This is a genomic window from Prevotella sp. TCVGH (genome assembly GCF_023522295.1).
Taxonomy (GTDB): domain Bacteria; phylum Bacteroidota; class Bacteroidia; order Bacteroidales; family Bacteroidaceae; genus Prevotella; species Prevotella timonensis.
Genome location: NZ_QFFX01000012.1, coordinates 1 through 26,925, shown reverse-complemented (window position 1 = coordinate 26,925; position 26,925 = coordinate 1). Strand labels below are relative to the sequence as shown.

The following is a 26,925-nucleotide window of genomic DNA, read 5'->3' as shown; positions in this document are numbered from 1 at the left end:
TGGTTTCCCTCCCACTTCGTGTATAATAACCGTTCACCTATTACCGCCTTAGCGCTGTGGAGAACGAATAAGGAGCATCGGCATCTTGAATGCCACGCTGCTTGTTAGGCGCGTTGCCCATGTCATAAACAATAGTACTGCCTTGCATGAGCTCCTGATGAGTGAAGTAGTTTCGGGTAGAAGGCACGCCATTGATGCGCAACGACTGGATATACTTATTCGCGGTGCTGCAATTATTGGCTTGGAGCGTCAACGTCTTTCCGTTCTCTAAGTGCAAGGTCATCTTTTGAAAGTAGGGGGTGCCTATTACATATTGGTTGCTACCAGGGCATACAGGATAGAATCCCATGGCGGAGAATACATACCATGCCGAGGTCTGTCCGTTGTCCTCATCACCACAATAGCCATCGGGATTGGCATTGTAGAGCTTGTCCATCACCTCTCTTATCCAGTATTGTGTTTTCCAGGGTTGCCCTGAATAGCCGTACAGATAAATCATGTGCTGTATGGGTTGGTTGCCATGAGCGTAGTTGCCCATATTCATAATTTGCATTTCACGTATTTCGTGGATAACACTTCCGTAATAACTATCGTCGAAGAGAGGTGGAACATTGAACACAGAATCGAGCATGAGATTAAAAGTTTGTTTCCCTCCCATGAGGTTGATGAGTCCTTGTGGGTCGTGAAATACCGACCAAGTGTAATGCCAAGCGTTGCCTTCGGTAAAGGCGTCACCCCACTTCAGCGGACTAAATGGCGACTGGAACTTGCCGTCCTTGTTACGACCACGCATGAGATTGGTTTCACGATCAAAGACATTCTTATAGTTCATGGCATGTTTGAGATAGGGAGCCAACTCTTTTTTAGACTTACCTAAGGCTTTACCAAACTGATAGATGCACCAGTCGTCATACGCATACTCCAACGTGCGAGCCACATTTTCGTCGATATCCACATCGTAGGGCACATATCCCATTTTGTTATACTCATCAAAACCCAAACGACCCGTAGAGCTAACGGTAGGATGAACGGCATTTGCTCCATGCGTAACAGCCTTCCATAGCGTTTCCGCATCATATCCACGTAAGCCCTTGAGGTATGCATCTGCTACCACAGAGGCAGAATTGTTGCCCACCATACAGTCTCGATGTCCCGGACTTGCCCACTCAGGAAGGAACCCACTTTCGAGATAGGCGTTCACCAAGCCTTCTTGCATCTTTACATTCATGGAAGGATACATCAGGTTGAGCAAGGGGAACAAGCAACGGAACGTGTCCCAGAAGCCTGTGTCGGTGAACATATAGCCTGACAATACCTGCCCATTATACGGACTGTAGTGCACAATTTTTCCCGTAGCATCTTTCTCAAAGAAACTTCGTGGGAACAACACTGAGCGATACAAACAAGAATAGAACGTGCGAAGATGGTCGATGTTGTTGTCTTCTACTTCGATACGTCCCAACATTTTGTTCCATATCTGTCGACCTTGTTGCTTGATTTCCTCAAAGCTTCGTGCGCCTAACTCCTGCAAATTTAGTTCGGCTTGTTGCGGACTGATAAACGAGGAAGCAATTCGCGCATGCACTTTCTCGCCACGCTGTGTCTTAAAACCAATGATAGCCCCTGCATGATTTACCGTTGCAGCGGTCTTGCTTTCATCAATTTTACCGTCTGCCACAGCTGCACGATACGTAAAAGGCTTGTCGAATTGGATAACAAAGTAATTCTTAAAGTTGTCAGGAACGCCACCACTGTTGCGCGTAGTGTAGCCAACAATCTTGTTTTCAGCAGGGATAATTTGTATCGACGAGCCTTTATCCAACGCATCTACCACGACATACGAATGACTGTTTTCGGGAAACGTGAACCTAAACATCACGGCTCGCTCGGTAGGAGTGAACTCGGTAACGATGTCATGATCGGCTAAGTAGACACGATAATAATAAGGTTTTGCCACCTCTGCCTTATGAGAAAACCAACTGGCACGCTCGTCTTCGTTAAAAACAGGCTTGCCCGTGATGGGCATAATGGCAAACTGTCCATAGTCGTTAATCCAAGGACTGGGCTGATGTGTTTGCTTGAAGCCACGCAATTTGTCCTCAGTATAGACGTAAGCCCAACCATCTCCCATTTTTCCTGTTTGTGGCATCCAAAAATTCATTCCCCATGGAAGCGCAATAGCAGGATAAGTATTTCCTGTGGATAAGGCATGTTTGGACAATGTTCCTACCAAAGGGCTCACATAGTCAACGGGTTCTAATTTGTCGGCTGCGCTAACATTCCATGCCAAAGTGAATGCTAAGACAGATAGACAGGTTTTCAGCATCTTCATATCATTTAATGGTTTATTTGGTTAGTCTTGCAAATTTACAATAAAAAAGAATATTACGAAACCCTAATCATTGATTTAGAAGCAATAGATGTGGCTAATACTGAAATTATTTGATAGGTTATTTTACCTTTTTACGCGTAAGATAAAATGTCAAGCGATTGCTGTATAAGACCATAAACAATAAGCCCCTCCGAAGAGGGGCTGTAGGACTTGCATCCTTCGGCATATAGCCTTATTGTGATAAGATGTAGAATATCTTATGTGGCAAATGTAAACAAAATATTTGTTACTAACAAATATATTTTCTAATTTTACAGAAATAAATTCATTTATCATGAACAAACGCATATTAGGATTGGATACTGGCACCAACAGTTTGGGGTGGGCAGTAGTTGATTGGGATGAGCATGCCCAGAGTTACGAGCTTATTAAATATGGTGATGTTATCTTTCAAGAAGGTGTAAAAATTGAAAAGGGGATAGAATCTTCTAAGGCTGCCGAGCGTTCGGGGAATAAAGCTATACGGAAACAATATTTTCGACGCCGCTTACGCAAAATACAAGTGTTGAAGGTGTTGGTTAAATATCATCTTTGTCCTTATTTGAGTGATGATGATTTACGGCAGTGGCATTTACAGAAGCAATATCCTAAAAGCGATGAGTTGATGTTATGGCAACGCACAAGCGATAAAGAGGGGAAAAATCCTTATTATGATAGACATAGATGTCTGCACGAGAAATTAGATTTAACGATTGAGACTGATAGATATACCTTAGGTCGTGCTTTATATCATTTAACGCAACGCCGTGGTTTTTTGAGTAATCGACTGGACACCTGTGCAGATAATAAAGAAGACGGAGTGGTGAAATCGGGAATTTCACAGCTATCGTCAGAAATGGAAGAGGCGGGATGCGAATATCTTGGAGATTATTTTTATAAACTCTATCATGAACAAGGTAATAAGGTACGCATCAGGCAAAGGTACACAGACCGTAAAAAACATTACCAACATGAGTTTGATGCTATTTGTGAAAAACAAGAACTAAGCAGCGAGTTAATAGAAGATTTGCAACGAGCCATCTTCTTTCAACTTCCGCTTAAATCGCAAAGGCACGGTGTTGGTAGGTGTACCTTTGAAAGAGATAAACCGCGTTGTGCCGATTCGCATCCTGATTATGAAGAATTTAGAATGCTTTGTTTTGTCAACAACATTCAGGTAAAAGGACCTCACGATTTAGAACTACGTCCATTAACTTATGAGGAGCGAGAGAAAATTGAACCTTTGTTTTTCCGTAAATCAAAACCTAATTTCGACTTTGAAGACATAGCCAAGGCTTTGGCAGGCAAGAAAAACTATTCCTGGATACACGACAAAGACGAACGAGCTTACAAGTTTAATTATAGAATGACACAGGGCGTGCCAGGATGTCCAACTACAGCACAGTTGAAAAGCATATTTGGCGATGATTGGAAGACGGGTATAGCCGAGACATACACACTTGTTCAAAAGAAGAATGGGAGTAAGAGTTTGCAAGAAATGGTGGACGATGTTTGGAATGTGTTGTATTCTTTTTCATCGGTTGAAAAGCTAAAAGAGTTTGCTCATCACAAGTTGCAGTTGGATGAGGAGAGTGCAGAGAAGTTTGCAAAGATAAAACTAAGTCACAGTTTTGCAGCGCTAAGCCTGAAAGCTATACGCAAATTCTTGCCGTTCTTGCGCAAGGGAATGTATTATACGCATGCTTCGTTCTTTGCGAACATTCCTGCCATAGTAGGTAAAGAAATATGGAACAACGAGCAGAACAGAAAGTACATCATGGAGAATGTTGGTGAACTGGTGTTCAATTATCAACCTAAACATCGCGATGTACAAGGAACTATTGAAATGTTGATTAAAGATTTTCTTGAAAATAATTTTGAGTTACCAGCAGGAGCAACTGACAAACTGTACCATCCTTCTATGATAGAAACCTATCCTAATGCGCTACGCAACAAATTTGGCATATTGCAGTTGGGCTCGCCACGAACCAATGCCATCAGAAATCCTATGGCTATGCGCTCTCTACATATCTTGAGACGAGTGGTAAACCAGTTGTTGAAAGAAAGTATCATTGACGAAAATACGGAAGTACATGTTGAATACGCCCGAGAATTGAATGATGCCAATAAGCGAAAAGCAATTGCAGATAGGCAAAAAGAGCAAGACAAACAACACAAAAAATATGGCGATGAAATAAGGAAGTTATACAAAGAAGAAACAGGAAAAGACATTGAACCAACTCTAACAGATGTGTTAAAGTTTCAACTTTGGGAGGAACAAAACCACTATTGCTTATATACGGGTGAACAAATAGGTATCACCGACTTTATAGGGAGTAATCCCAAATTTGATATAGAGCACACTATTCCACAGTGTGTTGGTGGAGACAGCACACAGATGAACCTTACATTGTGTAACAATCGGTTTAACAGAGAGATAAAAAAAGCCAAACTACCAACAGAATTGTCAAATCATGAAGAGATATTGACAAGAATTGAACCGTGGAAGAACAAATATGAACAGCTGGTAAAAGAACGTGACAAGCAACGCACATTTGCTGGAATGGATAAAGCTGTGAAAGATAAAAGGATACAAAAACGCCATAAGTTACAAATGGAGATAGATTATTGGCGAGGAAAGTATGAACGATTTACTATGACCGAAGTGCCCGAAGGGTTCAGCAGGAGACAGGGAACTGGCATCGGACTTATTTCTCGTTATGCGGGGTTGTACCTAAAGTCGTTATTCCATCAAGCAGACAGTCGCAATAAGTCGAATGTTTATGTGGTAAAAGGCGTGGCAACAGCCGAGTTTCGTAAAATGTGGGGGCTGCAAAGTGAATATGAAAAGAAATGTAGAGATAATCATTCGCATCATTGTATGGATGCTATCACCATTGCATGCATCGGAAAGAGAGAGTACGATCTCATGGCTGAATATTACCGCACGGAAGAAACATTTAAGCAGGGCAGAGGTTCCAAACCTAAATTCTCAAAACCTTGGGCTACATTTACAGAGGATGTTCTCAACATATATAAAAATTTATTGGTAGTACACGATACTCCGAACAACATGCCGAAGCATACAAAAAAGTATGTGCAGACATCTAAAGGAAAGGTGTTAGCTCAAGGGGACACGGCAAGAGGTAGCTTACATCTTGATACATATTATGGTGCAATAGAGCGAGATGGAGAAATAAAATATGTTGTTCGGCGACCACTCAGTTCGTTTACAAAACCAGAAGAGCTTGAAAATATTGTCGATGAAACCGTGAAGCGAACCATTAAAGAAGCAATAGCGGACAAAAATTTCAAGCAGGCTATTGTAGAACCAATCTATATGAATGACGATAAAGGCATACTTATAAAAAAGGTAAGATGCTTTGCTAAATCCGTGAAGCAACCCATCAATATCAGGCAACATCGAGATTTGTCCAAAAAAGAATATAAACAGCAATATCATGTAATGAATGAAAATAATTACTTGTTGGCTATTTATGAGGGTTTGGTGAAAAATAAAGTGGTTAGAGAATTTGAAATAGTAAGCTATATCGAGGCAGCTAAATATTATAAACGAAGTCAAGACCGAAATATATTCTCGTCAATAGTGCCTACTCACAGCGCCAAATATGGATTGCCACTTAAAACAAAACTTTTAATGGGGCAGCTGGTGTTAATGTTTGAAGAAAATCCTGACGAAATACAAGTGGATAATACCAAAGACTTAGTTAAAAGACTCTACAAGGTGGTTGGCATTGAAAAAGATGGACGTATAAAATTTAAATATCATCAAGAAGCTCGTAAAGAAGGGTTACCTATTTATAGCACTCCTTATAAAAATAATAATGAGTATGTTCCAATTTTCAGACAGAGTATAAACAATATCAACATATTAGTAGATGGTATAGATTTTACTATCGACATTCTTGGTAAAGTAACGCTTAAAGAGTAAGCCGATATGTTGAAACGAAGCGTTGTCTTTTCTCATCCAGCAAGTCTTTCATTAAGGTATAACCAACTGGTTATTACCATGAAAGACTTGCCTGATGAGCGACGAACCATTCCTATTGAAGATATAGGTTTCTTAATGGTTGACAATCCTATGGTCTCAATAAGTGTACCACTTCTAAATGCATTGACAGAAAATAACGTGTCGGTAGTATTTTGCAATCAAAAAGGTATGCCAACATCCATGTTGTTTAATTTAGATAATAACAACACACAAGGTGAAACTTTACGCAATCAACTTTCTGCAAGTCCGTCTTTCAATAAACAGCTTTGGAAACAAATAATAGAATGTAAGATAAAAAATCAAGCACAACTTCTTGAGAAATTGGGTAAAGAAGGAAAATGTTTGTTCCCTTATTATAATAATGTAAAGAGTGGGGATAGTACCAACCGAGAAGGGGCCGCCGCTAAACTATATTGGACACAACTATTTGGAAAAGATTTCATAAGAGATAGAAATCAGTCTGGTACAAATGCGCTGCTCAACTATGGTTATACCATTTTACGTGCGGCAGTAACACGCTCAATGATGTCTGCAGGTCTATTTCCTGCATTGGGCATCTTTCATCATAACCGCAGTAACGCTTTTCCTTTAGCAGACGATATGATGGAGCCTTACCGCCCGTTTGTTGATGAAATAGCATACCATCTTACCCAAAATGGACAAACGACACTTACCACTGAAGTGAAAGGAATATTGATAAAATTACTTTATTGTGATACATATTTTATAAACGTAACTCGTCCTTTAAGCGTGGGGCTAACCATGACAATGGCTTCGCTTGTGAAATATTATGCCAAAGAAGTAAAGAAAATCAGTTTGCCTCTTTTGAAATGAGTGAGAATCGGCTAAATGCTTATCATGTTATGTGGTTGTTTGTAATGTTCGATTTACCCACTGTTACAAAGAAAGATAAGAAGGAGACTGCACGTTTTCGTAAAGAATTAGAGAAAGATGGATTTACGATGTATCAATATAGCATCTATATTAGATATTGCGGTTCGCAGGAAAGCGCAAACGTTCATATCAAAAGGGTTAAATCAATCTTAACACCAAGTGGTAAAGTTAGTATTTTAACAGTTACAGACAAACAGTATTCAAAGATTATCAATATGTGGGGTGAAATTAAACAAAAAGCTCCAGAAACACCTATTCAGTTAGAATTTTTTTAGTATATTTGCAATAATGCTGATATATTCGAACCACTTCTTGTATGAAAATATTTATATAATGTGTTTATATTCAACATTTTAAATAGTACAGGTTGTGGTTTGATGTAGAATCAAAATATGAAGCAACAAAAAGGAAAGGAGTAACACCATGAAGACGTTGTGGTTTGATGTAGAATCAAAATATGAAGCAACTCTTTATTTCTACTCCATAAGTAGTACCAGTTGTGGTTTGATGTAGAATCAAAATATGAAGCAACAGTGTCTCGTCTTTGTTGCGTCCGTCCATGGTTGTGGTTTGATGTAGAATCAAAATATGAAGCAACGCAAAGAACAGACTACTTAACCTCTGGCTGTTGTGGTTTGATGTAGAATCAAAATATGAAGCAACCATAGTTGTCGAACCCTGCCTGTTCGAGGAGTTGTGGTTTGATGTAGAATCAAAATATGAAGCAACCATTGCAGCCAAAAGTTGATGTCGTTGTTCGTTGTGGTTTGATGTAGAATCAAAATATGAAGCAACAATGGTTCCGCAAAGGTAAATCTTTTTTTGGTTGTGGTTTGATGTAGAATCAAAATATGAAGCAACAAACTATGACAATCATCGGAAACGTTCACGGTTGTGGTTTGATGTAGAATCAGATATGAAGCAACCGTCTCGTTTGCCAGCGCCAGCACGATGTCGTTGTGGTTTGATGTAGAATCAAGATATGAAGCAACCCTGCCACCCATATTGAGCACATAATACTTGTTGTGGTTTGATGTAGAGTTAAGATATGAAGCAACGGAGAAATTTCCTACGATATATCGCAGTATGTTGTGGTTTGATGTAGAATTAAGATATGAAGCAACTTAAAAGGTACGGGTACCCTAAAGTTAGGGTTGTGGTTTGATGTAGAATCAAGATATGAAGCAACCGGTCTATCTTTTTGATTTCTCTATGTAAGTTGTGGTTTGATGTAGAATCAAGATATGAAGCAACGAAACAAAGCTGTTCCACCTTCAAAGTAAGTTGTGGTTTGATGTAGAATCAAAATATGAAACGTGTTGGATTAAAATTAAAAGAAACAACGGCACCTGTCACTTGGTGGGTACCATTAAAAAAGTAATGATGACAAAGACCGAAGAAAACGTTATTGAACTTTACCGTAAGAAAACACCCATTACTAAGATTGTCGCTGCAACTGGTGTATCATCTGCTGGTGTGTATCGAATTTTGTCAAATTTCGACATACCTTTACACAGTGGGCAAAAGACATTTCAACACTCTGTGATGTTTGATGCAGAAACAGAAAAGCTGTTACAACAGGCAAACCCCTCAAATATCTCTGCATGGGTGTGTGACCAAATCAAAGAGAATAACAGGTAACGACTGTTGATTTTGCTTGTTGGTATTCATTGAAAGAAAATCTCATTTTTTGCGTTTTCTTCCTTCCGTCTTGTTTCATACTTTTTACTTTGCTCATCTGCATCTTGTATGCATTATCGCATGGAGTTGTAGTTTGATGTAGAATCAAAGTATGAAGCAACATAGGAGTCGTGAGCGCTGTCACCAGTTTCTATTTCAATGAATTACCTTATGGAAAGTTATGTTAGGAATGCGCATACTTTGACAATTTTCCGTATTTGTTCTCTTCGGTAAGCATCTCTCCACTACCCATAAATGTTGTCTGTATATCTTCCTTTTTTACACGGCTCATTCATTTTAGAATGATATTGTAACAACCAAAAACACCAACAAAAATGCAAATGTAAAATTGATGGTACGCTTCATAGGAGGACAATAAATGCTGAATTTTCTTTACAAAGTGCCTCTCATAATTCGCGTGAAAACAACCAACGACAAAGTTGGTCGCAAATACGCCAATTTTGAGCGATGTTCATAACCTTTTGTTATTGAGGTTGTTACGCTTAATCTTTCTCTTTTCATTCGTAGTTTTCCCATTTTTTTTCGATTGAAGCATTGAGATAAGCTTACTATTTACATGCTTTAATGCTGCTATTGCATGTAAATAGAGGCACTAATACATGTTTTCAAGACCGTTAAGTCAATGTTCGGGCTTGAAAAGACATCTTTTTTGGTAAAATCAGCCCATTTTTGTATATCGTTTGCCTATTATTTTTTTCTATTTTGAAGATTTTCAATGGTCGATTTTTGGTAAAATGATAGGACAAATACTACAAATTGTTTCACCTAAAAAGATAAGATAAAAAATACAGTTCTCTGATTGAAGCGTTCGTGTTTTTACAACAAATGAAACAACAGAAAGCAAATGAATGTAAACGAAGAGCACAATACAATGAGCGCAAGCGTTCCGGCAGATGAATCAAATCAACAGATTCACTTTGAAGGAACGTAGAGTCCTGACCCGCAGCTGCGATGATACGGAAGTGAGATGTGTCGTCATTGCAATGGAATCACAAGGAACGATAAAAACAAGCCGTGAAACTTTGTGAAATTCCATTGTGACAGGAGTTTCAGCCAATGTATGAGGCAAGGAATGCGATTAGATTTAATTTGGTAGATTTGTTGTTGAAGTAAGAGCACAAAAATGGTTGTTCAGCATAAACAATCCTTCTTGAAACAAAGAGCCGTTTACTTTTTCAAAGAAATATCAGATATAATATTGATTTTTCAGAAAATATTTTTATCTTTGCTTATATATCATGAAAGAAGCGCAAGAAGGATAAAATATGTTTACTTGTCATGGTATGTTGGAGCATCGTTGGCATGGATAGAACTACGTGGCACAATTTTCCAAAAGTGAGACAATCAATCATATAACTAAAAATTGTAAAGAAAAGCATATGAACATCGTTGAAAGATTTATTAATTACACGAAATTTGATACACAGTCGGCTGAAGATTCGCAAACTGTGCCGAGTACCTCAAAGCAATTGATATTTGCCAAATATCTGAAAGAAGAGTTGGAGCATGAGGGACTTGAAGACGTAGAAATGGATGAGAAGGGGTATATTTATGCCACTCTCAAGGCTAACGTGAAGAAGGAGATACCTACCATTGGCTTCATTTCGCATTATGATACCAGTCCTGATGCAAGCGGAGCTAATATCAAGGCTCGAATAGTAAAGAATTATGATGGTAAGGATATCGTACTTTCCGAAGGAATCATCTCTTCTCCGTCTAAGTTTCCTGAACTGAAGGCACACATTGGAGAGGATTTAATAGTGACAGACGGTCATACTCTTTTGGGAGCAGACGACAAGGCTGGTATTGCAGAGATAGTTCAAGCCATGTGCTATTTGCGTGACCATGATGAGATTAAGCATGGCGATATTCGCATTGCATTCAATCCTGATGAGGAAATTGGTATGGGTGCTCATCACTTTGATGTCGAAAAATTCGGTTGTGAATGGGCTTATACCATGGATGGAGGCGATTTAGGAGACTTGGAATATGAAAATTTTAACGCCGCAAGTGCTAAAATTCACATTAAGGGAGTGAGTGTACATACAGGTTATGCAAAAGGCAAGATGTTGAATGCAAGCAGATTGGCGTGTGAATTTAATGCCATGATTCCTGATACAGAACTGCCCGAAACAACAGAAGGCTATCAAGGATTTTATCATCTTTTGGGCATGGAGACACGCACAGAAGAGGCAAAGATGAGTTATCTGATTCGTGATCACGACCGTGAAATCTTTGAAAAGCGCAAGGATTTTATGGAAGCTTGTGCAGCAAAGATGAACGAAAAATATGGTGAGGACACGGTGAAGATTACCATTAAGGATCAATATTACAATATGAAGGAGAAAATTGATCCAAACATGCACGTGATAGATATTGTTCTACAGGCGATGCAAGAGACGGGTGTGCCTCCAAAGGTAGAGCCTATTCGCGGCGGAACGGATGGTGCACAGCTGAGTTTCAAAGGACTTCCATGTCCGAACATCTTCGCAGGAGGCGTCAATTTTCATGGACCTTATGAATTTGTCTCCATTCAAGTTATGGAAAAGGCAGTAGATGTGATTGTAAAAATATGTGAGATAACCGCTGGATACAATGATTGATTTCCCCTGTATATCAGTTTTTTGAATTATAAGAGAGCGATGTCCATCAAAACAATGACATCATCCATCAAACGCCCTCAATACAAATGGTTGTATTGAGGGCGTTTAGCATCTACAGTCTTTAGTCTAATTTTGCCAAAGATTGGATGCTTATTTGTTAATTTCAGTAAGGTAACGCTCTGCTTCAAGTGCGGCTTTGCAGCCAGAACCAGCGGCAACCACTGCTTGTCGGTACACAGGATCGGCTACATCTCCTGCCGCATAAACCCCGGGAATATTGGTCTTTGGAGTGCCAGCAATTGTCTTTATATAGCCAATTTTGTCTGTTTCTAAAAACTCTTTGAATATATCAGAGTTAGGCTTGTGTCCAATTCCCAAGAAGAAGCCATCAATGGGGAGGTCGTATCGTTCTTCATCAGACTGTCCCAAGCGTTTTACCAAATGAACTCCCTCAACGCCGTCTTTACCATACAAGCCCACTGCGTTGTGCTCGTAGAGTATTTCAATCTTTTCGTTTTCTTCTACACGTTGCTTCATTACCTCAGAGGCACGTAAGTAATCTTTGCGTACAATCATGTACACCTTACTGCAAAGTCCTGCTAAATAAGTGGCTTCTTCACAGGCGGTATCACCACCTCCAACCACTGCAACAACCTTTTTGCGGTAGAAGAATCCGTCGCAGGTAGCGCAGGCACTAACACCTTTGCCTTTATATTTCTCCTCATCATCGAGTCCGAGATATTTGGCAGAGGCTCCAGTTGCGATAATCACGGTTTCTGCCTCAATCTGCTGCCCCTTTTCGGTGGTTAGCAAATAGGGTGCTTTGCTAAGATCTGCTTTGACAATCTCACCGTCTCTCACCTCTGTGCCATAACGTTCTGCCTGCTCACGTAGGTCAACCATCATTTGATTGCCATCCACACCAGTAGGGTAGCCAGGGAAGTTTTCAACTTCGGTCGTTTGCGTAAGCTGCCCACCCGTCTGTAGACCGCAGTACAAAATGGGACTCATGTCGGCACGCGCAGCATAGATAGCCGCAGTGTAACCAGCAGGTCCGCTACCTATGATAAGACAACGGGTATATTCTTTTGATTCCATATTGAATTGATGTAAAATAAAAAAAGTGTCATATGAATTGTGAAACCAGTCGGCAAACAAAGTGAAAGAAGTGAAGAAAAGCCCTAAGTTTTACAGATATTCTGTGAACGATTACCTTCTCTATTCTACTTTGCTTTTATGGCAGGTATTTGCAATTCATATCACACTTTACAATGGAGTTAGTATTCTATAAATTTATAATAGCTCTTCAATTTTTTTAGCTACGTTGTCAAGATTTTCTGTTGGCTCAAAGCGTGCTACAACTTGTCCCTGTTTGTTGATAAGGAATTTGGTGAAGTTCCATTTGATGTCTGGATTCTTGTCGTAGTTTTCGTCTTCCTTTGATAATATGTCAACCAAGACTGGTGCAATAGGATGACTCATGTCAAAGCCAGCAAACCCCTTTTGCTCTTTCAGATATTTGTAAAGAGGTTCAGCATCTTCGCCATTTACTTTTATCTTCTTGAAGCGTGGGAATTCTGTACCATAGTTCAGTTTGCAAAACTCATGGATGCTCTCATCGGTTCCAGGGGCTTGTTGCCCAAACTGATTGCAAGGAAAATCAAGAATCTCGAAGCCTTTGGCATGATATTTTTTATATATTTTCTCCAGTTCTTCGTATTGAGGCGTAAATCCGCACTTGGTAGCTGTATTTACAATGAGGAGTACTTCGTTAGCGTATTCTTTTAAACATACGTCATTACCTTTTCTGTCTTTGACTGTAAAATCGTAAATTGTTTTCATTTTATTTAAGATATATAATGTGATTTATAAATGATCGTTTTAGTTTGGCTCAATCAAGATGATTTTCCTTTAATTTTAGGAATCATTGTTGAGCCAGATAGATACGTCCTATCCTATTTACAAAGATATGGATTTTATTTGAATTTATAAAATGTGTACGTGCCAATAAATATTAATTTAGGTTTTTCCTCCTTAACAGTAGGAGAATCCCTACCTAAGAATAGTGAAATTATGCGTACCGAGTTTCAGAGAATGCTTATATTTGCAGTGTAACAATGAATGAATAACAAAAATATAAAAACATGAAAAAGATTACGCAACTATTACCGATAGCCTTGATGGCTCTATTCTCCTTCGGGTTTGTATCATGTAGTGACGACGACGATTACTATTATGATGATGACTATGATTCTGAGTATGTAAATTTAACTCTCATGGCACAAACCTTGCGAGGACATTGGACAGGAAAGACAGCTGCAAGATTTTACAACGCACAACAGCAGCTTGTGGAAGAAGTGTACGATACAGATATTGAGTTTGACCAATATGATTCGAACAGTCTTTCAGGTCGTGGACGACAGTTGGATTATATTAGAGGTGAATTGGTTTACGATAGAGTCTTTTCGTGGCGTATCGATCGCAGTACTGGAGATATCATTATGATATACAATGGTGAGAATGGACAGAATTTCCAAATGGTGATTGATTACGATGACTTAAATCTAACCGACCGCTCTTTCTCTGGTGTTCAGAGGGGAAATGGTGAGACTGATGAGTTTGCCTACAATCGTTATACTTATGCAAAGAAAGTATCATTCAGCATGGACTGATAGGTTCTCAAGCCAAACAAAGGAGTTTTGTCCGATTGCGATAGCTTGATATCTCATCATTAAAGTACAAAATGTCCTTTCGTGGGCATCTATGTGCAGTGAACGTTGAAACGTATTCAGCGTTCACTTTGATGTTCTAAGAGGTTGGGCATATACCCATGATGAACGTTTATCGTAGTCCCCATGCTAATTTTATCTTTTCTTTAGGTAACGATTCTACACGTCTTTCGATGTTATCAGGCAAGTTGCAGAAGAAATCAATGCCTGTTTTCCGTTCCAAGTCTTGTATAGAAACAACGTATTTACCTAAGTCCGTGTCATCATTTGCTTCGTGTTCTATCCAAAAGCCAAGCGCTTTATAGCCTGATTTGTTTTTACAAAGAATCGCCATATAAAAGTATTTCGGTACAATCAAGCCTTTGGATGTTACTGTGAGTATTTGGTTTTGTTTGTCTATGGTACCCCCTTTGCAAACGTATAAAGTGTCTCTGAAATCGTCTCTATCCCAAGTACGTAATTGTTTTTCCATATTTGCCCAAACTTGAGCGTTGAATCCATTTACTTGTGGTTGCATGTTGGTCAGGAAAAACGTTTGGTAGTTAGCGTCTGACGAACCCAATCGATCGGCTGAAGGGCAGATATGCCCGTGGTCATAGCCCGTTCGCCAATACGGATCTGATGCAAACTGAAAAGCTTCTGGCAGCTTTGAGTCTTGTGGATATTGGTTTGTTTTGGAACGATAGCGTTTGGTATGTGCTTCGGCAATGCTTCTGTACATCTGATAACAACTCCATCTTTGAGACTTTTTCTGCGTGTCCCACTCTACAGAGTAATTCACTCCGTATTCATGGGTTCGTGCGTTGAGTTCGGCTTTGTGTACTATAATCATGCTGTTACCACCTTTTATCTTCGGAAATTCCAAACGACAAATCTCGGGTGGCATGGTTGGATTGCCAATGGTAGATACGCCCACTAACCGATTTGCGTTGGTATTCGCTTCTGTTTTTTCGCTGTTTGAATTGTTATCAGAATCACATCCAAAGAGAAATAGGGAGCAGCATGCGACGAAAAATAGTGAATGGAGTTGTTTCATGAGATTAGCTTCAATGAAAAAAAGTGCGACCGACCGTATATGCAACTACGCCCGAACGCACTTTCTTTATAAGAAAAATAGGGTTGTATGTTATTTTTGAATCTTACCGTAACGGTTCATGAAGCGGTCTACGCGACCTGCTGTGTCGACAAGTTTGCTCTTACCCGTATAGAATGGATGTGAGCTACTTGAAATTTCTACTTTTACCACTGGGTAAGTTTCGCCTTCAAACTCTACTGTCTCATTACTCTTGCAGGTAGATTTTGTAAGGAACATATCACCGTTGGACATATCTTTGAATACGACGGGGCGATAGTTTTCTGGATGAATACCTTTTTTCATTTTTATAATCTATTGAATGTTATTTATTTTCTTTGCTGTATGGGCTGCAAAAGTACGAATAATTTTGCAAACAGCCAAACGTATCACTGCTTTTTTGTTATTTTACGACTAAGTTCTTCAGTTCCCATGTGCCAGCCGATTGTGATGAGCTTTTGTACTGAAAGGCGATTCTTACGTCTTTCTTGCCTGCGTAGGCGCTGAGGTCAATAGTGGAGTTGACGAAAATCCAGTTACTGTTCGATGGCCATTTGCTGGGCGTAAGAACCTCCCATGTGGCTGTTGAGGGCTTGCCGCTCTTGTAGTTCGTAGATATCTTGATGAAGATACCGTCTTTCAGGGGCTTGAAGAAGTTTGCGGCTTGTTCAAAAGACAACGTAACTGTTGTCTTTCTAGTCAGGTTGAGGGCAGGTGAGATGAGCCAACTTTCCGTCTCGAATTTCTTGTTTTGGAAAAAGGCGCTGGCTTTCACCTGTTGGTGTTTCTTGTCCACAAACCATACGTATTTAAGACCTTGTGGCATGTCTTTCTCGTTGGCAATGGTGAAGGAGCCTATGCTCTCGGCGAACGTTTCGTTCAAGATGTCGGTTGAAGGCATTACTGGCTGACCAGGTTTTGTCCCGAAACTCTTTGTGCCGACCAAGGCATACGACACGTTTTTCAGTCCCGTGATACCAAAGTACTTTTCTATGTCTCCATAGAGCGTAATCTCTTTCTTGTGTAAGTCCTTGTTTTGCTTCAGGTTGAGTCCAGCCCTGATGCTGCCAGGGGGCAGTTGTATGGGCATGCAGTTGGCGATGTTTGTTTCATCAGCCTTGTCGGCAACAAGGAAGTTGGTCTCTGTTTCGCACCCCTCAGCAGTGAACTTGGCCTCGTTTTTGTCCTTTCCGGGAATGAATCCCACGATGTATCCCTTGACAAAAACCTTGGCAACCTTGTCCTTTTTCATGGCTGCTGCTACGTTGAAGGGTGACGCCTCTGTGCCCTCACCAGTTGGATTCACATTGGTTCCAGGTTCCTGTGGTTGCGAGTTGTCGCTCGTCTTGCCATTGACAGAGTAGAGATAGCTCTTGTTGGTAACGGTTTCTGGTGTTTTCCCCAAGTAGTTTGTGAACTGTCCGCAAACTACAACCTCGTCACCCACCTTGATATTCTCCGAGGTGAACTTCTTGTTTTCCAGTCCTAAGCTGCGGAAGATGTAGAGCTGTCCTTTGCTTGTGCCATCGTCAGATATATAATAAGTGGCATTGCCGAAGTTGGTTGTGTTGATTTCTTTGATAGAGACAATCTTTCCCTTGACGTAGACCTCTGCCGAGTTGGCGCCGCTTTCCAGACCTTTGATCATTTTGATAGCACCGGCTACATTGTATGGGTCTTCCTGTGTTCCTGTTCCCTTGGGGTCGGTTGGGGCGACAATCTCTCCACCGCCATTGTCCTCTGGGTATTCGTAGGGTGCGGGAACGTCTTCACAACTGGTAAGGCTCAGTGCCGCGATGGCCAGCGATAGGAATGAATAAAATAGCTTTTTCATCATTATTTCTTTTATTGATAATTGTTCTGTTTAGTTTTGGTTTCAGACCTTCATTTAGGAATGTCATTGAGTTTCCGTATCTTGTAGTAGCGTTGTCCTATTTTGCGGGCTTGATGTCGTCAGCCGAGCGCAATAAGATTTGCCATGTATTGCGGAATCTTGTAAAGACGCCTGTAATGTCTACCGCTCCTGTGGGCATGGGTTGATTTGCAAAATCTGCAAAGGTGCTGGTACGCACCACCATTGTTTTGCTATTGATACCCTTCAGTGTGCGGTTGGCAGCATTAGCAATAAGGTCGATGCTCTTATCTTTTGGGGCAAATACGGCTTTGCCGTCGGCTCCTTCTAACTGCACATTCTTCAGCGTCATCAGCATGCCACTATTGTTTGTTAGATATTGCTGATTGCTCATTTTACTTTGGTCAAAAACAGTAGGCTTCACTTTTTCAGGTTGAGGTGTGCCCAATAATTTGAAATGCCTCATCCACACAAACCTATTCATGCGTCCCACTTGTGGTGAACCGTCACGCTTATTGATGTATATACCTCCTACTTGTGCCTGACTGCCATATCCTCCTATGATGAGTCCTTTGAGTGATATCAGCACCTCTTGACCAACAGGAAGGTAACGGTAGAGACCACCTTGTGCTACAGAGATCAGTATAGCACCCGTTTCGTCTTGCATTGCAAACTGATTGTAGATGTTGCCTTCCACATCATTTCCAGTTATCCAACCCTTGATTTGGATGTCTTCTGTAATTTCTTCTATGCCACTTGCGGCAATTACTCCTTGGTATTGCTGTTTCAATTGGGCAATGCTTAGCACCTTCGTTTCTGTGAGTTCATTGTTGCCGTAGGGCGACTGGTTCAACTGCGGTGCATCGTAATCGTCAGCCATGCAACCGCTCAGGCATACACAAACAAGTGCAATGACTATATATTTTATTTTCTTCATGTCGTTGAGATTTATTAGAATCTGTAAGATACTTGGAACATTCCGTTGATGCCGTAAGCGTAATATTTCTTTGCATTGCGTGAAAACTTGTACGTACGCGTATTACTCAACGCACCATCCTTCACAGTGTAGTCGGTTCGGCTTTGCTCATAGCCTCCCGTTACGATACGTTGATTGTTGAGAAGGTTGGTTACCATGAGGTTCAAGTTCAGCTGTCCTTTCTTCAATCGGATGCTCTTGCCAATGCTACCGTCCAACATGAAACCGCCTTTTCCTTTGGCTTGTTCGGGTATGATGTAATTTCCTTCATTATCAATACTATTCCTTACACGTAGCGTACTTTCATACCGATAGCATGGAGTATAGAATAAGTAGATGCGATCGTAATAGTTTCCGTTCAAATCTACAAACCATCCGCTTTGATGGAAACTCAATCCAAGACTTGCAGCGGTAAGCGGTGTTCCTCCTTCGCGCATACCTTTGTTGTACACAGTCTCGTCCACGTATTGTGCTTTGGTTGAGTTAAGGTAGCGCACCTTGGCATTGTTGATGTTTTTAGCTTCACTCCAAGTGCCGAGTGTGGTAAGATCTAAATAGGATGCGAGCTTAAAGCGTGCCCCCAATTCTACACCGTACGCCTCTTTTTCAATGCCAGTCATCGAAACATAAGAGAAAGAATTGAGGTTATCGAAATAGAAGTTTTGCCATTCGGTAACATGATTCATTCTATTGTAGTAGGCGTTGATGTTGGCATGTACCCATGCATTTTGGTATTGATAACCCAACTCACTACTGAAAACTTGTTGGTTCTTGAGATTCAACACAAAGTCGTTGTTCATTTCGGGCGATACAAAGGCTGTACGTGCCGTTGGAGCGCGCCACTCATATCCTGCTCCTAAGGATACAATGTTACCCAGCCCAGCATCCCATGTGATACTGGCTTTACCACCACCGTCTAAGAATTTGGCGTGTCCACTCTTGCCATACGAATTTTCTGGGAACATTCCGTTGCGCATATAGCCTTGGCGTTGCATGTCTGTGCCGCCTACTTTTCCTGCTACCATGAGATGAAAGCGACCCATATTGGCTAAGTAATTGGTCCAAACGAGTGCTTTGTGAATCAGGATATCGTAATCGTAGCCAAACTTGTCGCCTTTGCCTACCAAACGTCCTGTCCTATCTGCTCCCATTGTGTTAAGGTCGTATTGCACGGCATCGCTACTTTTGGGATAATTGCCTACGGCATAAGTGTTGATGTTGTGAAAACTGTTGGCACCCAACAAATCTTCCACTGTCTGATAATGCCCACCTTGGTTTCGACCTAATACAGCCCCAATGTTCCATGTCTGGTTCTTGCTTAATTTTGTGGTAAGCGTTGACGCTAAATTCATCACAAAGTTGTCATTGTGCTTGGCTTGCACATAATATAACGCATCACTGCCTGTCTTGGCTGCTTGTTGGTTCGCCCAGTACAGTTGATCCCATTTCACTTGACGGTTTTCTTTTGCGGCTATCCAGTAGTTGTATGCCTCATTCCATTCTAAGAAAGCAGCATGACTTCTATTAGTGCTGTTGGCTTCATCGTCCCAAACATCGTAATACATACTGGGAAGATTTTTCCAATAGTCGGGTTGTGGGTTCTCTGCGTTGTTATAGTTCAGTTTTGTACTCTTATATTTGCTATATTTACCAAAGAGTGATGTGGTGAGTTTCGTGTCTTTAGCAATATCCCAGTCCCACGTGAGAAGGACAGACGGAGCAAAATCGTTCACTACTCGTGAGTTTCTTATCTTTCCATTTTGATAACCCCAATAGGGATTGTAGAGGTAATTGTTAGCCAACCAGTAGGCTTCGTCTGTGGATGCGCCCTGCGATGCACGCTCAGTAGGGTTGCCCCATGTAGAGAGCGACAGCGAATGTCCATTCGTCCACCGTTTTTGTATCGCGAAGAAATAGGAAAGCGAGTTATAAAAAGTTCCCTCGACATATCCTTTGTCCGCCCAGCGATAAGTAAGGTTGGCAGCTATTGCCCACCCATTGGCATTGAATCCAGAGGCATAAGTGTACATGCCACGTGCCGAGTAACTACGGTTGGCTGCTCCTAACGACAGTCTATTTCCTGCTGCCATGCTCCCTGCACGGAAGTCATAATTGTTGCTGCCAGCCAATCCATTCATGGCAAAGCTGTTGCTTTCAAAAGGCAGTGCAAAGTCAACGTTGCGGGTTTGCTGGTTCAGTCCGCCTATCATGGAATATCTAAACTGCCCACTCTCCATGTCGTTCATCGGTACACCGTTGATATATACGTCGTTATACTCTTGTGGCAAGGCACGATAGCGGAAGCGTACGGGTGAGAATCGATAGCCTACTCCCGAAGCATAAGCATTGGTGCTTGAGTTGAGGATAATGACATTTTGGGTCATGTTTTCATCTTCGCCCAATTGTGCTTCCGTAAAAGTAAATGCCGACTCATCCATCATAGGATTCTTGTTAGTCTTTGTCTTGTCGTTTTGAGCAAAGGTCAACGACGCATAACAAAGGGCAAGAAGTGCTAATTTGAGCTTTTGTTGCATCATAGAAGATTTTTCGTAAGTATGATAATATTTATTGCAAAGTAACAAAATAAATTTCAATGTTGGAAGAGAATAAAAGTATTTTTTGCCCGCCACGTTATTTAATTAGCAGAAAACAATTATCTTTGCATCACATAGCAGGAGAGTTGAAGCTGTCGGTTCATATCAATTGAACAGGTGCGCTATCAAAGGAATGATTGAAGGACTCCTCTTTACCAAATTAATAGCTCGACAATGAAAAAACAAATCATGCTTTCACTCCTCTTGGTCTTAGGACTTTTGAGGCTCAATGCACAAACAAATTATTCTGTTTATGGCGTAGGTTTTTACAATCAAGAGAATCTTTTTGACACCTGTCACGATGAAGGAAAGAAAGATTATGACTTCCTACCCACGGGCTCGTATAAGTGGGACAAACTCAAATATACCAACAAGTTGCGCAATATGGCACGTGCATTGGCAGATATGGGTACAGATGTGTTGCCAAAGGTGGGTTGTGCCATGATAGGACTCAGCGAAGTAGAGAATGCGCGCGTTCTTGATGCGTTGGTTGCCCAGCCACCGCTTGCCGCACGAGGTTATCGATACATTCATGTGGAAGGACCAGACAGGCGAGGTATTGATTGTGCTTTGTTGTACAATCCTCAGCTTTTCACACCTCAAACGGTGAAATTGGTGCCGTATGTTCCGCAACTTCCCAAAGATAGCGCTTTCCATACCCGTGGCTACCTCACTGTGACAGGGACGTTAGGTGGCGAGCATGTAGCGGTCATTGTGTGTCACTGGCCGAGCCGTTACAGTGGGTCTTTTTATAGAGAGGTGGCAGCTGCGCAGGTGAAAGCAGTAAAGGATTCGCTTTTACGTCAACATCCTGCTATCAAAGTGATGGTGATGGGCGACATGAACGACGACCCTACGAGTCGCAGTATGGCAAAGGTACTGTCCGCAAAAGCAGAGGTGGATGAAGTTGGGAAGGACGATATGTACAATCCATGGTATAACATTTTGGCAAAACAGGGTAGAGGAACATTAATGTACCAAGGAGGATGGAATCTCTTCGACCAAATAGTACTCTCGCCCAACATGCTCAATCAAAATGGAAAACGCGACTTTTCCTCGTTGAAATATTGGAAATGTCAGATTGTACGTTACGATTATCTCATCCAGTCTACAGGCAAATATAAGGGCGCACCTAAGCGAACCACAGCAGGAGGCGTGTGGCTCAATGGATACAGCGACCACTTGCCCGTGGTTGTCTACTTAGTGAAAAAACAGTCGTAGTGGTAGATAAGCCGCTTAGACATGGACAGTAATCCACCAAAATAGACTGTATTGCTCACCAAAACAGTCTATTTTCCTTCCGAAAACAATCTGTTTTGCCAGTTTGTAATATTGAAACAAGCGGATGATTGCATCGGAGCGATACGCTGAACAGGCACATAGACAATGAGCATGGAATGAGGGCGGTTGCAGTCTGACATTGAAGAGCGCCTAACCCACCATGTGATCGTACGAAGAAACAACGAGATATGAACAATGATTTGCCCACCATAGAGACGCATCCTTTCGAGCCTTTCTTGCCCAAGCATGCAAGGCTGTTGATGTTGGGAACGTTTCCTCCAGCTCCTAAACGTTGGAGTATGCCGTTCTTTTATCCCAACTTCCAAAATGATATGTGGCGTATCTTTGGTTATTTGTTTTTTAATGATAAGAATCATTTTGTCGATGAGGGAGAGAAATGTTTTAAGCTGGACGAGTTGAAAGCGTTTTTACAAGAGAAGGGGGTGGCACTGTATGACACAGCCTTGCGTGTGCGACGAACCAAGAATACGGCATCGGACAAAGATTTGGAGATTGTAGAGCCCGTCAACTTGGATGCCTTGTTGCGAAGTTTACCCCAATGTAGGGGAGTACTCACGGCAGGTAGGTTGGCTACTAAGGTATTTACGCAGCATTATGGTGTTTCTGCACCTCAAATGGGGCAATACCATACGTTTCAATTTGAAGGTAGAACCTTGCGCTTGTATCGCATGCCGAGTAGTTCGCGTGCTTATCCTATGAAGATAGAGGCGAAGGCGAAATATTATCAAGTGATGTTCCAAGATATTTTAGCATAAGTAATTTTATCATGTTTCCTTTAGAATTTAACCATAAAATCACTGTTATTGGTATTGCTGGTGGTACGGGTTCGGGTAAGACCACCGTGGTGAGAAAGTTAGTGGAGGCACTTCCTCCTGCGTATGTGGCTGTGGTTCCGCTCGATTCTTATTACAATGACACCTCTGAGATGACCGAAGAAGAACGGCATGCCATAAACTTTGATCACCCCGATGCTTTCGATTGGAAATTGCTCATCAAGCAGGTCAACCTCTTACGTAGTGGAGAATCGATAGAGCAGCCTACCTATTCATATATCCAGTGTAACCGATTGCCAGAGACCATACATGTAGACCCTAAGCCTGTTATCATTATCGAAGGAATTATGACGCTGCTCAATAAGCGGTTGCGTGAGATGATGGACTTGAAAGTGTTTGTGGATTGCGATTCTGACGAACGACTGATTCGCAACATTCAGCGAGACATCGTTGAGCGAGGGCGTGATGTCAGTATGGTGGTGAACCGCTATTTAGAGGTACTGAAGCCTATGCACGAGCAATTTATCGAGCCTACCAAGCGTTTTGCTGATGTCATCATACCGCAAGGAGGCGACAACATCAAAGGAATAGATATTCTCTCGAAATATGTAGAGAGATTGGTGTTGATGGGGTAAAGCTGTGCATGGCTACGCACAGCTTTGCCTGATGTGAGTTGTGAGAGATAGAAAGTGTTATTTGTATCTTTATTTATAAGTCTGCATATATTGTTAAAATAAGCCAACAATGAAGAAATCAGTCAATTATTTGCACATACTATTCGTAGAGGTATGTATGTTTCTACTACCGCTATCCGCATGGGGACAACAACGTGTCGTCATCTCTCCTTTTTACTCAGACTATGCATTGTTGACCGATTCTCTTCCCAGCGGTTGGTCTTTGTCACCTTATATTCAATTGGGAGTAAAGGTGGAGTTTCCGCAACAAACGACTCTATCTTCACTGCAACAATATCAATTTGAGAACAGTTCATACTTCACTGCCGTTTTACGACCATTTATTCCTGTCACGCTACAATACGGAAAATTGAGGTGGAACAATCTGAATCTAACGAACTGGAACACCCCTGAGATAGAGAAGCAGGAACTTCAATACATGAAAACAGAGCGAGGGCGATTCTCATTATCATATAACGACTGTTCGTTTATAGCTGGCACTCTGGTTAATAACTGTGGTATCCCCTCATTTTCATATATTCACTATGAAGGATGGGGAACTTTATTCCCTACAAATACACAAAGGACGGACACCACCACTTACATTTTACACGTAAATCCTTCTCTCTTTTATCTACTTACAGACAAAGGATTGATAGATTTATATACCACCGAAAGCATTACAGTGCCACCACATGAAAAGTTTCCCTCATTGTTCTTGTTCTATCGTCCCATATATGAACATAAAACCATTGAATACAAGGGGTTTGATATCACATTGGTTGCCGAAAACGAAAAGTTGGCGACACAGTTGTATCATAAGCTATCACCTGACACTGTTAACAAATCCTTTGACAAAAGCTCTTTGTCCACAACTGAGTCAGTTCCTGATGACAGCGTCATATATCGTGCATTCAAAGCAATTGATTGTCTTGCAAATCTTTCTAATGATATTCGACAACACATCGCAATTGTGAAAACAGGTCTCAACTTTGAAGTGAAGATGGGGGAAGCAGAGAATTTAGACAACCTTTCTAGTCATTTTTCTTTGACATTGGACAGCGTGTTGCTGATGGATCAAAAAATGTATTATCAGCATACATTATTGCATGAAATGCTACATTTTGTGATTGGTAAACAACAAATACGCCCAAAAAACTTGTCTGCTCAAGAAACAAACTTTTTTGCGGAATCAACCACAGAGTATTTAGCCAAATATCTCTTTGGTAAGTATATCACGCATGAGAAGATGTTTGCAGATTCAATAGAACATAGTCCCGTTAATCTGGCGATGATAAAGAAAGCAAAACGTAGCATACAATCCAACCATAGTATCAGCGTTGGAACAGAAGGTAGCAATGAGTCAGCCAACACAGCATGGGTGTATTATGACCTCTTGCCTATTCTGCTACATCAATTAGCAGTGAATAGTCAGGTGGATGAAGAGGCTTTTGCCAAGGCTGTTTTTCGCTATGCGAGAGGTATTGAAAAGCAACCACAAAGTCTGCAACACTTCTTTTCCTATCTGAAGAAGCAGGGTTTTCATTTGAAGGGCAAGCAGAAAAAATATATTTATTTCGTATTGAATAAATCCTTTGCGTAAGTTTGCTTATGGTGTCTTTGTCTCTATTTAATAATCAGATAGATAGTAATTGACGTTTTGTGAACTCTAACGTTTTGGGTATTTCCAAAATCTAAGCCCTACAATCTGCTCCATTGTTATTTCCTCATCAATTGTTTGGTATGCTGTCCTTGCTCTTGATGATAGGCTTAATATTGTGTCTCTGTGTTGATAGAGACTTTTCTTTCATAGAAATTCAGGGGGCATGAGGACATTTCCCAAAAACGTCTGTGTGCAGTGGTGGCGATGGTGGGTAGCTTTGATTGGTTGGAAATGCGTGATACTTTGAGAAGATGGTTGCCATTAGTGGCGTGTCAGGATAATTTTGACGCATCGTTGTTCTCCCGTTGCCAAATTGTACAACTTCACGAAGTAAAGTCCATTGGGTGCTTGAAGGGTTAGACTGAACGTATTGTTGCCGATGACATTTTGTATCTGCTTGCCCATGGTGTTGTACACCTCCACGCGTGTGGCGTTTTGTCCTTCGATGTAAATAGTACCTTTTGATAGAGTTGGGTGTACATTCAGCGATTGCTTGTGTGACAAGGTCTCGATGCCTGATGGAAGTACCATGATAAACGAAGCACCTGTGTTCTTGTCGGGATATACGTACGCATTTATTCTTTTCTCGTCAAAGTTGAGGTAGCGGTGTATTTGCCACATTCCCCTCAGCTTATATTCGTTTTCGCCTACCCATTCGGCTTGAATGAGTTGCTGGTTAGAAAATGGATATTGCATTGCTGAGCATTGCCAGTTACCTGTTACACCAGCCATGTAAAGACTGCTATTGCTTACCGAGTAGATGTTGGTGAAGCCTTCACTTCTTGAGAAGGTGAACTTGTATGCTTCGTCTTTTATGTCGAGCTTTCCTAAACAATAATCTCCTTGATAACTACTGCTTTGGTCTTGTTGGTAATGCAAGTATAGTCCCGACTCTTTTTCTCGGAGGTAGAATGTGCGGCCGTTCAGCTCGTCCTTGACAGTTACTTGTCCGTCGCCAATCTCCTCGTCTGCGTTGATTCCTATTTCAGCGGCAGAGGCAAAGTCGGTTTTATCAACAGCGTTGTAGGCTATCAGCTTCATGTAACGGGCAATAGGCTTGCTAATAATAGGTACGGTTTGTTGTGCCGAGGTGTTTTCCCACCTGCCCACTGCTGCTGGTGCTCCCCATTTGTATAAGTCGTTGCTAAAGAATATTTCATAATCGCCAATCCTACCATTGACAAGGTCTTTCCTTCCCTGATAGTAGAAAGCGGAAATACGGTAGCTTTTCCCCATGTCTACCACGATTTCGTGAGGGAATGTGGGCTTTGACGGTTGATATTGGGTGTGCCAAATGGTGTTCTCGTTATCGTCAATGGCATAGGCAGCTTGTTCTGTACCGCCTTGCTCACTGTCGTAACTGACCACTCTCCATGCGCTTTTGTCTATCATGATGCCAAACTCCACGGTTGTCACCATGCTGTTTTCATGGTCGGGTGACGATGCGTAAGCCTTGATGACACCGCGTGACTTCAGGTAGAAGGGTTTTGAGTAAACTTGTTCGGGCTTGCCGTCAATACTATAATCCCAAATCGGTCATTAGAAAAAGCTTCTTGTCATTTTCTAATGACCGCCATTAGAAAAACAGCATTGTATATACTTGATCCATAAATATTTACTAACTTTACCACGAAAAAAAGTATATACTCCTATGCGCGACTGTGACATAAAGTTCGTAAATAAGGAAATAACACCTTTTGGTGGTCTTT

19 protein-coding genes and 2 CRISPR repeat arrays are annotated in these 26,925 nt (G+C 41.2%); of the genes, 10 read left to right on the top strand and 9 right to left on the bottom strand.

Features of this window, described 5'->3' with window-relative positions; all coding sequences use genetic code 11:
* Positions 1–40: 40 nt before the first annotated feature.
* On the bottom strand, positions 41–2,332 hold the full coding sequence (locus DEM91_RS03650; protein ID WP_410525619.1) for a GH92 family glycosyl hydrolase: 2,292 nt from the start codon (positions 2,330–2,332) through the stop codon (positions 41–43).
* A 334-nt stretch (positions 2,333–2,666) separates the two neighbouring features.
* Between DEM91_RS03650 and cas9 the strand changes: the two genes are divergently transcribed.
* From cas9 to pepT, 5 genes are all read left to right on the top strand, one after another.
* Positions 2,667–6,323, top strand: coding sequence for a type II CRISPR RNA-guided endonuclease Cas9 (gene cas9 / locus DEM91_RS03645; protein WP_249858030.1), 3,657 nt, complete (start codon positions 2,667–2,669; stop codon positions 6,321–6,323).
* A gap of 6 nt (positions 6,324–6,329) precedes the next feature.
* Positions 6,330–7,217, top strand: a complete 888-nt coding sequence (gene cas1, locus DEM91_RS03640; RefSeq protein WP_249858029.1) for a type II CRISPR-associated endonuclease Cas1 — start codon at positions 6,330–6,332, stop codon at positions 7,215–7,217.
* Positions 7,214–7,552, top strand: coding sequence for a CRISPR-associated endonuclease Cas2 (cas2, locus tag DEM91_RS03635; RefSeq protein WP_249858028.1), 339 nt, complete (start codon positions 7,214–7,216; stop codon positions 7,550–7,552). The genes cas1 and cas2 overlap by 4 nt, the downstream gene beginning before the upstream one ends.
* A gap of 91 nt (positions 7,553–7,643) precedes the next feature.
* Positions 7,644–8,138: a CRISPR direct-repeat array (repeat unit 36 nt; unit sequence GTTGTGGTTTGATGTAGAATCAAAATATGAAGCAAC).
* A 94-nt stretch (positions 8,139–8,232) separates the two neighbouring features.
* A CRISPR array of direct repeats spans positions 8,233–8,596; the repeat unit is 36 nt.
* A 61-nt stretch (positions 8,597–8,657) separates the two neighbouring features.
* Positions 8,658–8,918, top strand: coding sequence for a helix-turn-helix domain-containing protein (locus DEM91_RS03630; protein WP_249858027.1), 261 nt, complete (start codon positions 8,658–8,660; stop codon positions 8,916–8,918).
* A gap of 1,439 nt (positions 8,919–10,357) precedes the next feature.
* Positions 10,358–11,581, top strand: coding sequence for a peptidase T (pepT, locus tag DEM91_RS03625; RefSeq protein ID WP_249858026.1), 1,224 nt, complete (start codon positions 10,358–10,360; stop codon positions 11,579–11,581).
* A gap of 150 nt (positions 11,582–11,731) precedes the next feature.
* On the opposite strand, the gene trxB is transcribed toward pepT, so the two are convergent.
* Both trxB and DEM91_RS03615 read right to left on the bottom strand, forming a co-directional pair.
* The gene (gene trxB / locus DEM91_RS03620) at positions 11,732–12,679 is read right to left on the bottom strand and encodes a thioredoxin-disulfide reductase (RefSeq protein ID WP_249858025.1); all 948 of its coding nucleotides are present in this window, start codon (positions 12,677–12,679) and stop codon (positions 11,732–11,734) included.
* A gap of 195 nt (positions 12,680–12,874) precedes the next feature.
* Positions 12,875–13,423 (bottom strand): glutathione peroxidase, encoded by a 549-nt coding sequence (locus DEM91_RS03615; RefSeq protein WP_103003199.1) that lies wholly within the window; start codon positions 13,421–13,423, stop codon positions 12,875–12,877.
* A 302-nt stretch (positions 13,424–13,725) separates the two neighbouring features.
* Between DEM91_RS03615 and DEM91_RS03610 the strand changes: the two genes are divergently transcribed.
* Complete coding sequence (locus DEM91_RS03610) at positions 13,726–14,253, top strand: hypothetical protein (RefSeq protein ID WP_195252739.1); 528 nt, start codon at positions 13,726–13,728, stop codon at positions 14,251–14,253.
* Between the two features lie 169 nt (positions 14,254–14,422).
* Here the strand turns inward: DEM91_RS03610 and DEM91_RS03605 are convergent, their stop codons facing one another.
* The 5 genes from DEM91_RS03605 to DEM91_RS03585 form a co-directional block, all read right to left on the bottom strand.
* Positions 14,423–15,346: a DNA/RNA non-specific endonuclease gene (locus tag DEM91_RS03605; RefSeq protein ID WP_195252740.1), complete on the bottom strand. Its 924-nt coding sequence runs from the start codon at positions 15,344–15,346 to the stop codon at positions 14,423–14,425.
* 90 nt (positions 15,347–15,436) lie between these two features.
* Positions 15,437–15,688 carry a type B 50S ribosomal protein L31 gene (locus DEM91_RS03600; RefSeq protein WP_004349399.1) on the bottom strand — a complete coding sequence of 84 codons (252 nt, stop codon included), beginning with the start codon at positions 15,686–15,688 and terminating at the stop codon, positions 15,437–15,439.
* Between the two features lie 97 nt (positions 15,689–15,785).
* Positions 15,786–17,216, bottom strand: a complete 1,431-nt coding sequence (locus DEM91_RS03595) for a DUF6359 domain-containing protein (protein ID WP_249858024.1) — start codon at positions 17,214–17,216, stop codon at positions 15,786–15,788.
* 97 nt (positions 17,217–17,313) lie between these two features.
* Entirely contained in the window at positions 17,314–18,171 is an 858-nt protein-coding gene (locus tag DEM91_RS03590) for a DUF5689 domain-containing protein (protein ID WP_249858023.1), read from the bottom strand.
* Positions 18,172–18,185: 14 nt separating this feature from the next.
* The gene (locus DEM91_RS03585; protein WP_249858057.1) at positions 18,186–20,744 is read right to left on the bottom strand and encodes a TonB-dependent receptor; all 2,559 of its coding nucleotides are present in this window, start codon (positions 20,742–20,744) and stop codon (positions 18,186–18,188) included.
* Between the two features lie 234 nt (positions 20,745–20,978).
* On the opposite strand from DEM91_RS03585, the gene DEM91_RS03580 reads away from it, so the two are divergent.
* The 4 genes from DEM91_RS03580 (at position 20,979) to DEM91_RS03565 (ending at position 25,156) form a co-directional block, all read left to right on the top strand.
* Positions 20,979–22,025 (top strand): endonuclease/exonuclease/phosphatase family protein, encoded by a 1,047-nt coding sequence (locus DEM91_RS03580; protein WP_249858022.1) that lies wholly within the window; start codon positions 20,979–20,981, stop codon positions 22,023–22,025.
* A gap of 248 nt (positions 22,026–22,273) precedes the next feature.
* Positions 22,274–22,861, top strand: coding sequence for a uracil-DNA glycosylase family protein (locus DEM91_RS03575; protein ID WP_195252744.1), 588 nt, complete (start codon positions 22,274–22,276; stop codon positions 22,859–22,861).
* Between the two features lie 11 nt (positions 22,862–22,872).
* A complete protein-coding gene (gene udk, locus DEM91_RS03570; RefSeq protein WP_249858021.1) occupies positions 22,873–23,514 on the top strand; it encodes a uridine kinase in 642 nt (213 codons plus the stop codon).
* A 109-nt stretch (positions 23,515–23,623) separates the two neighbouring features.
* Positions 23,624–25,156, top strand: coding sequence for a hypothetical protein (locus DEM91_RS03565; protein WP_195252745.1), 1,533 nt, complete (start codon positions 23,624–23,626; stop codon positions 25,154–25,156).
* A gap of 321 nt (positions 25,157–25,477) precedes the next feature.
* Here DEM91_RS03565 and DEM91_RS03560 read toward each other — a convergent pair whose 3' ends face one another.
* Positions 25,478–26,635, bottom strand: a complete 1,158-nt coding sequence (locus tag DEM91_RS03560) for a discoidin domain-containing protein (protein ID WP_249858020.1) — start codon at positions 26,633–26,635, stop codon at positions 25,478–25,480.
* Between the last annotated feature and the right edge of the window lie 290 nt (positions 26,636–26,925).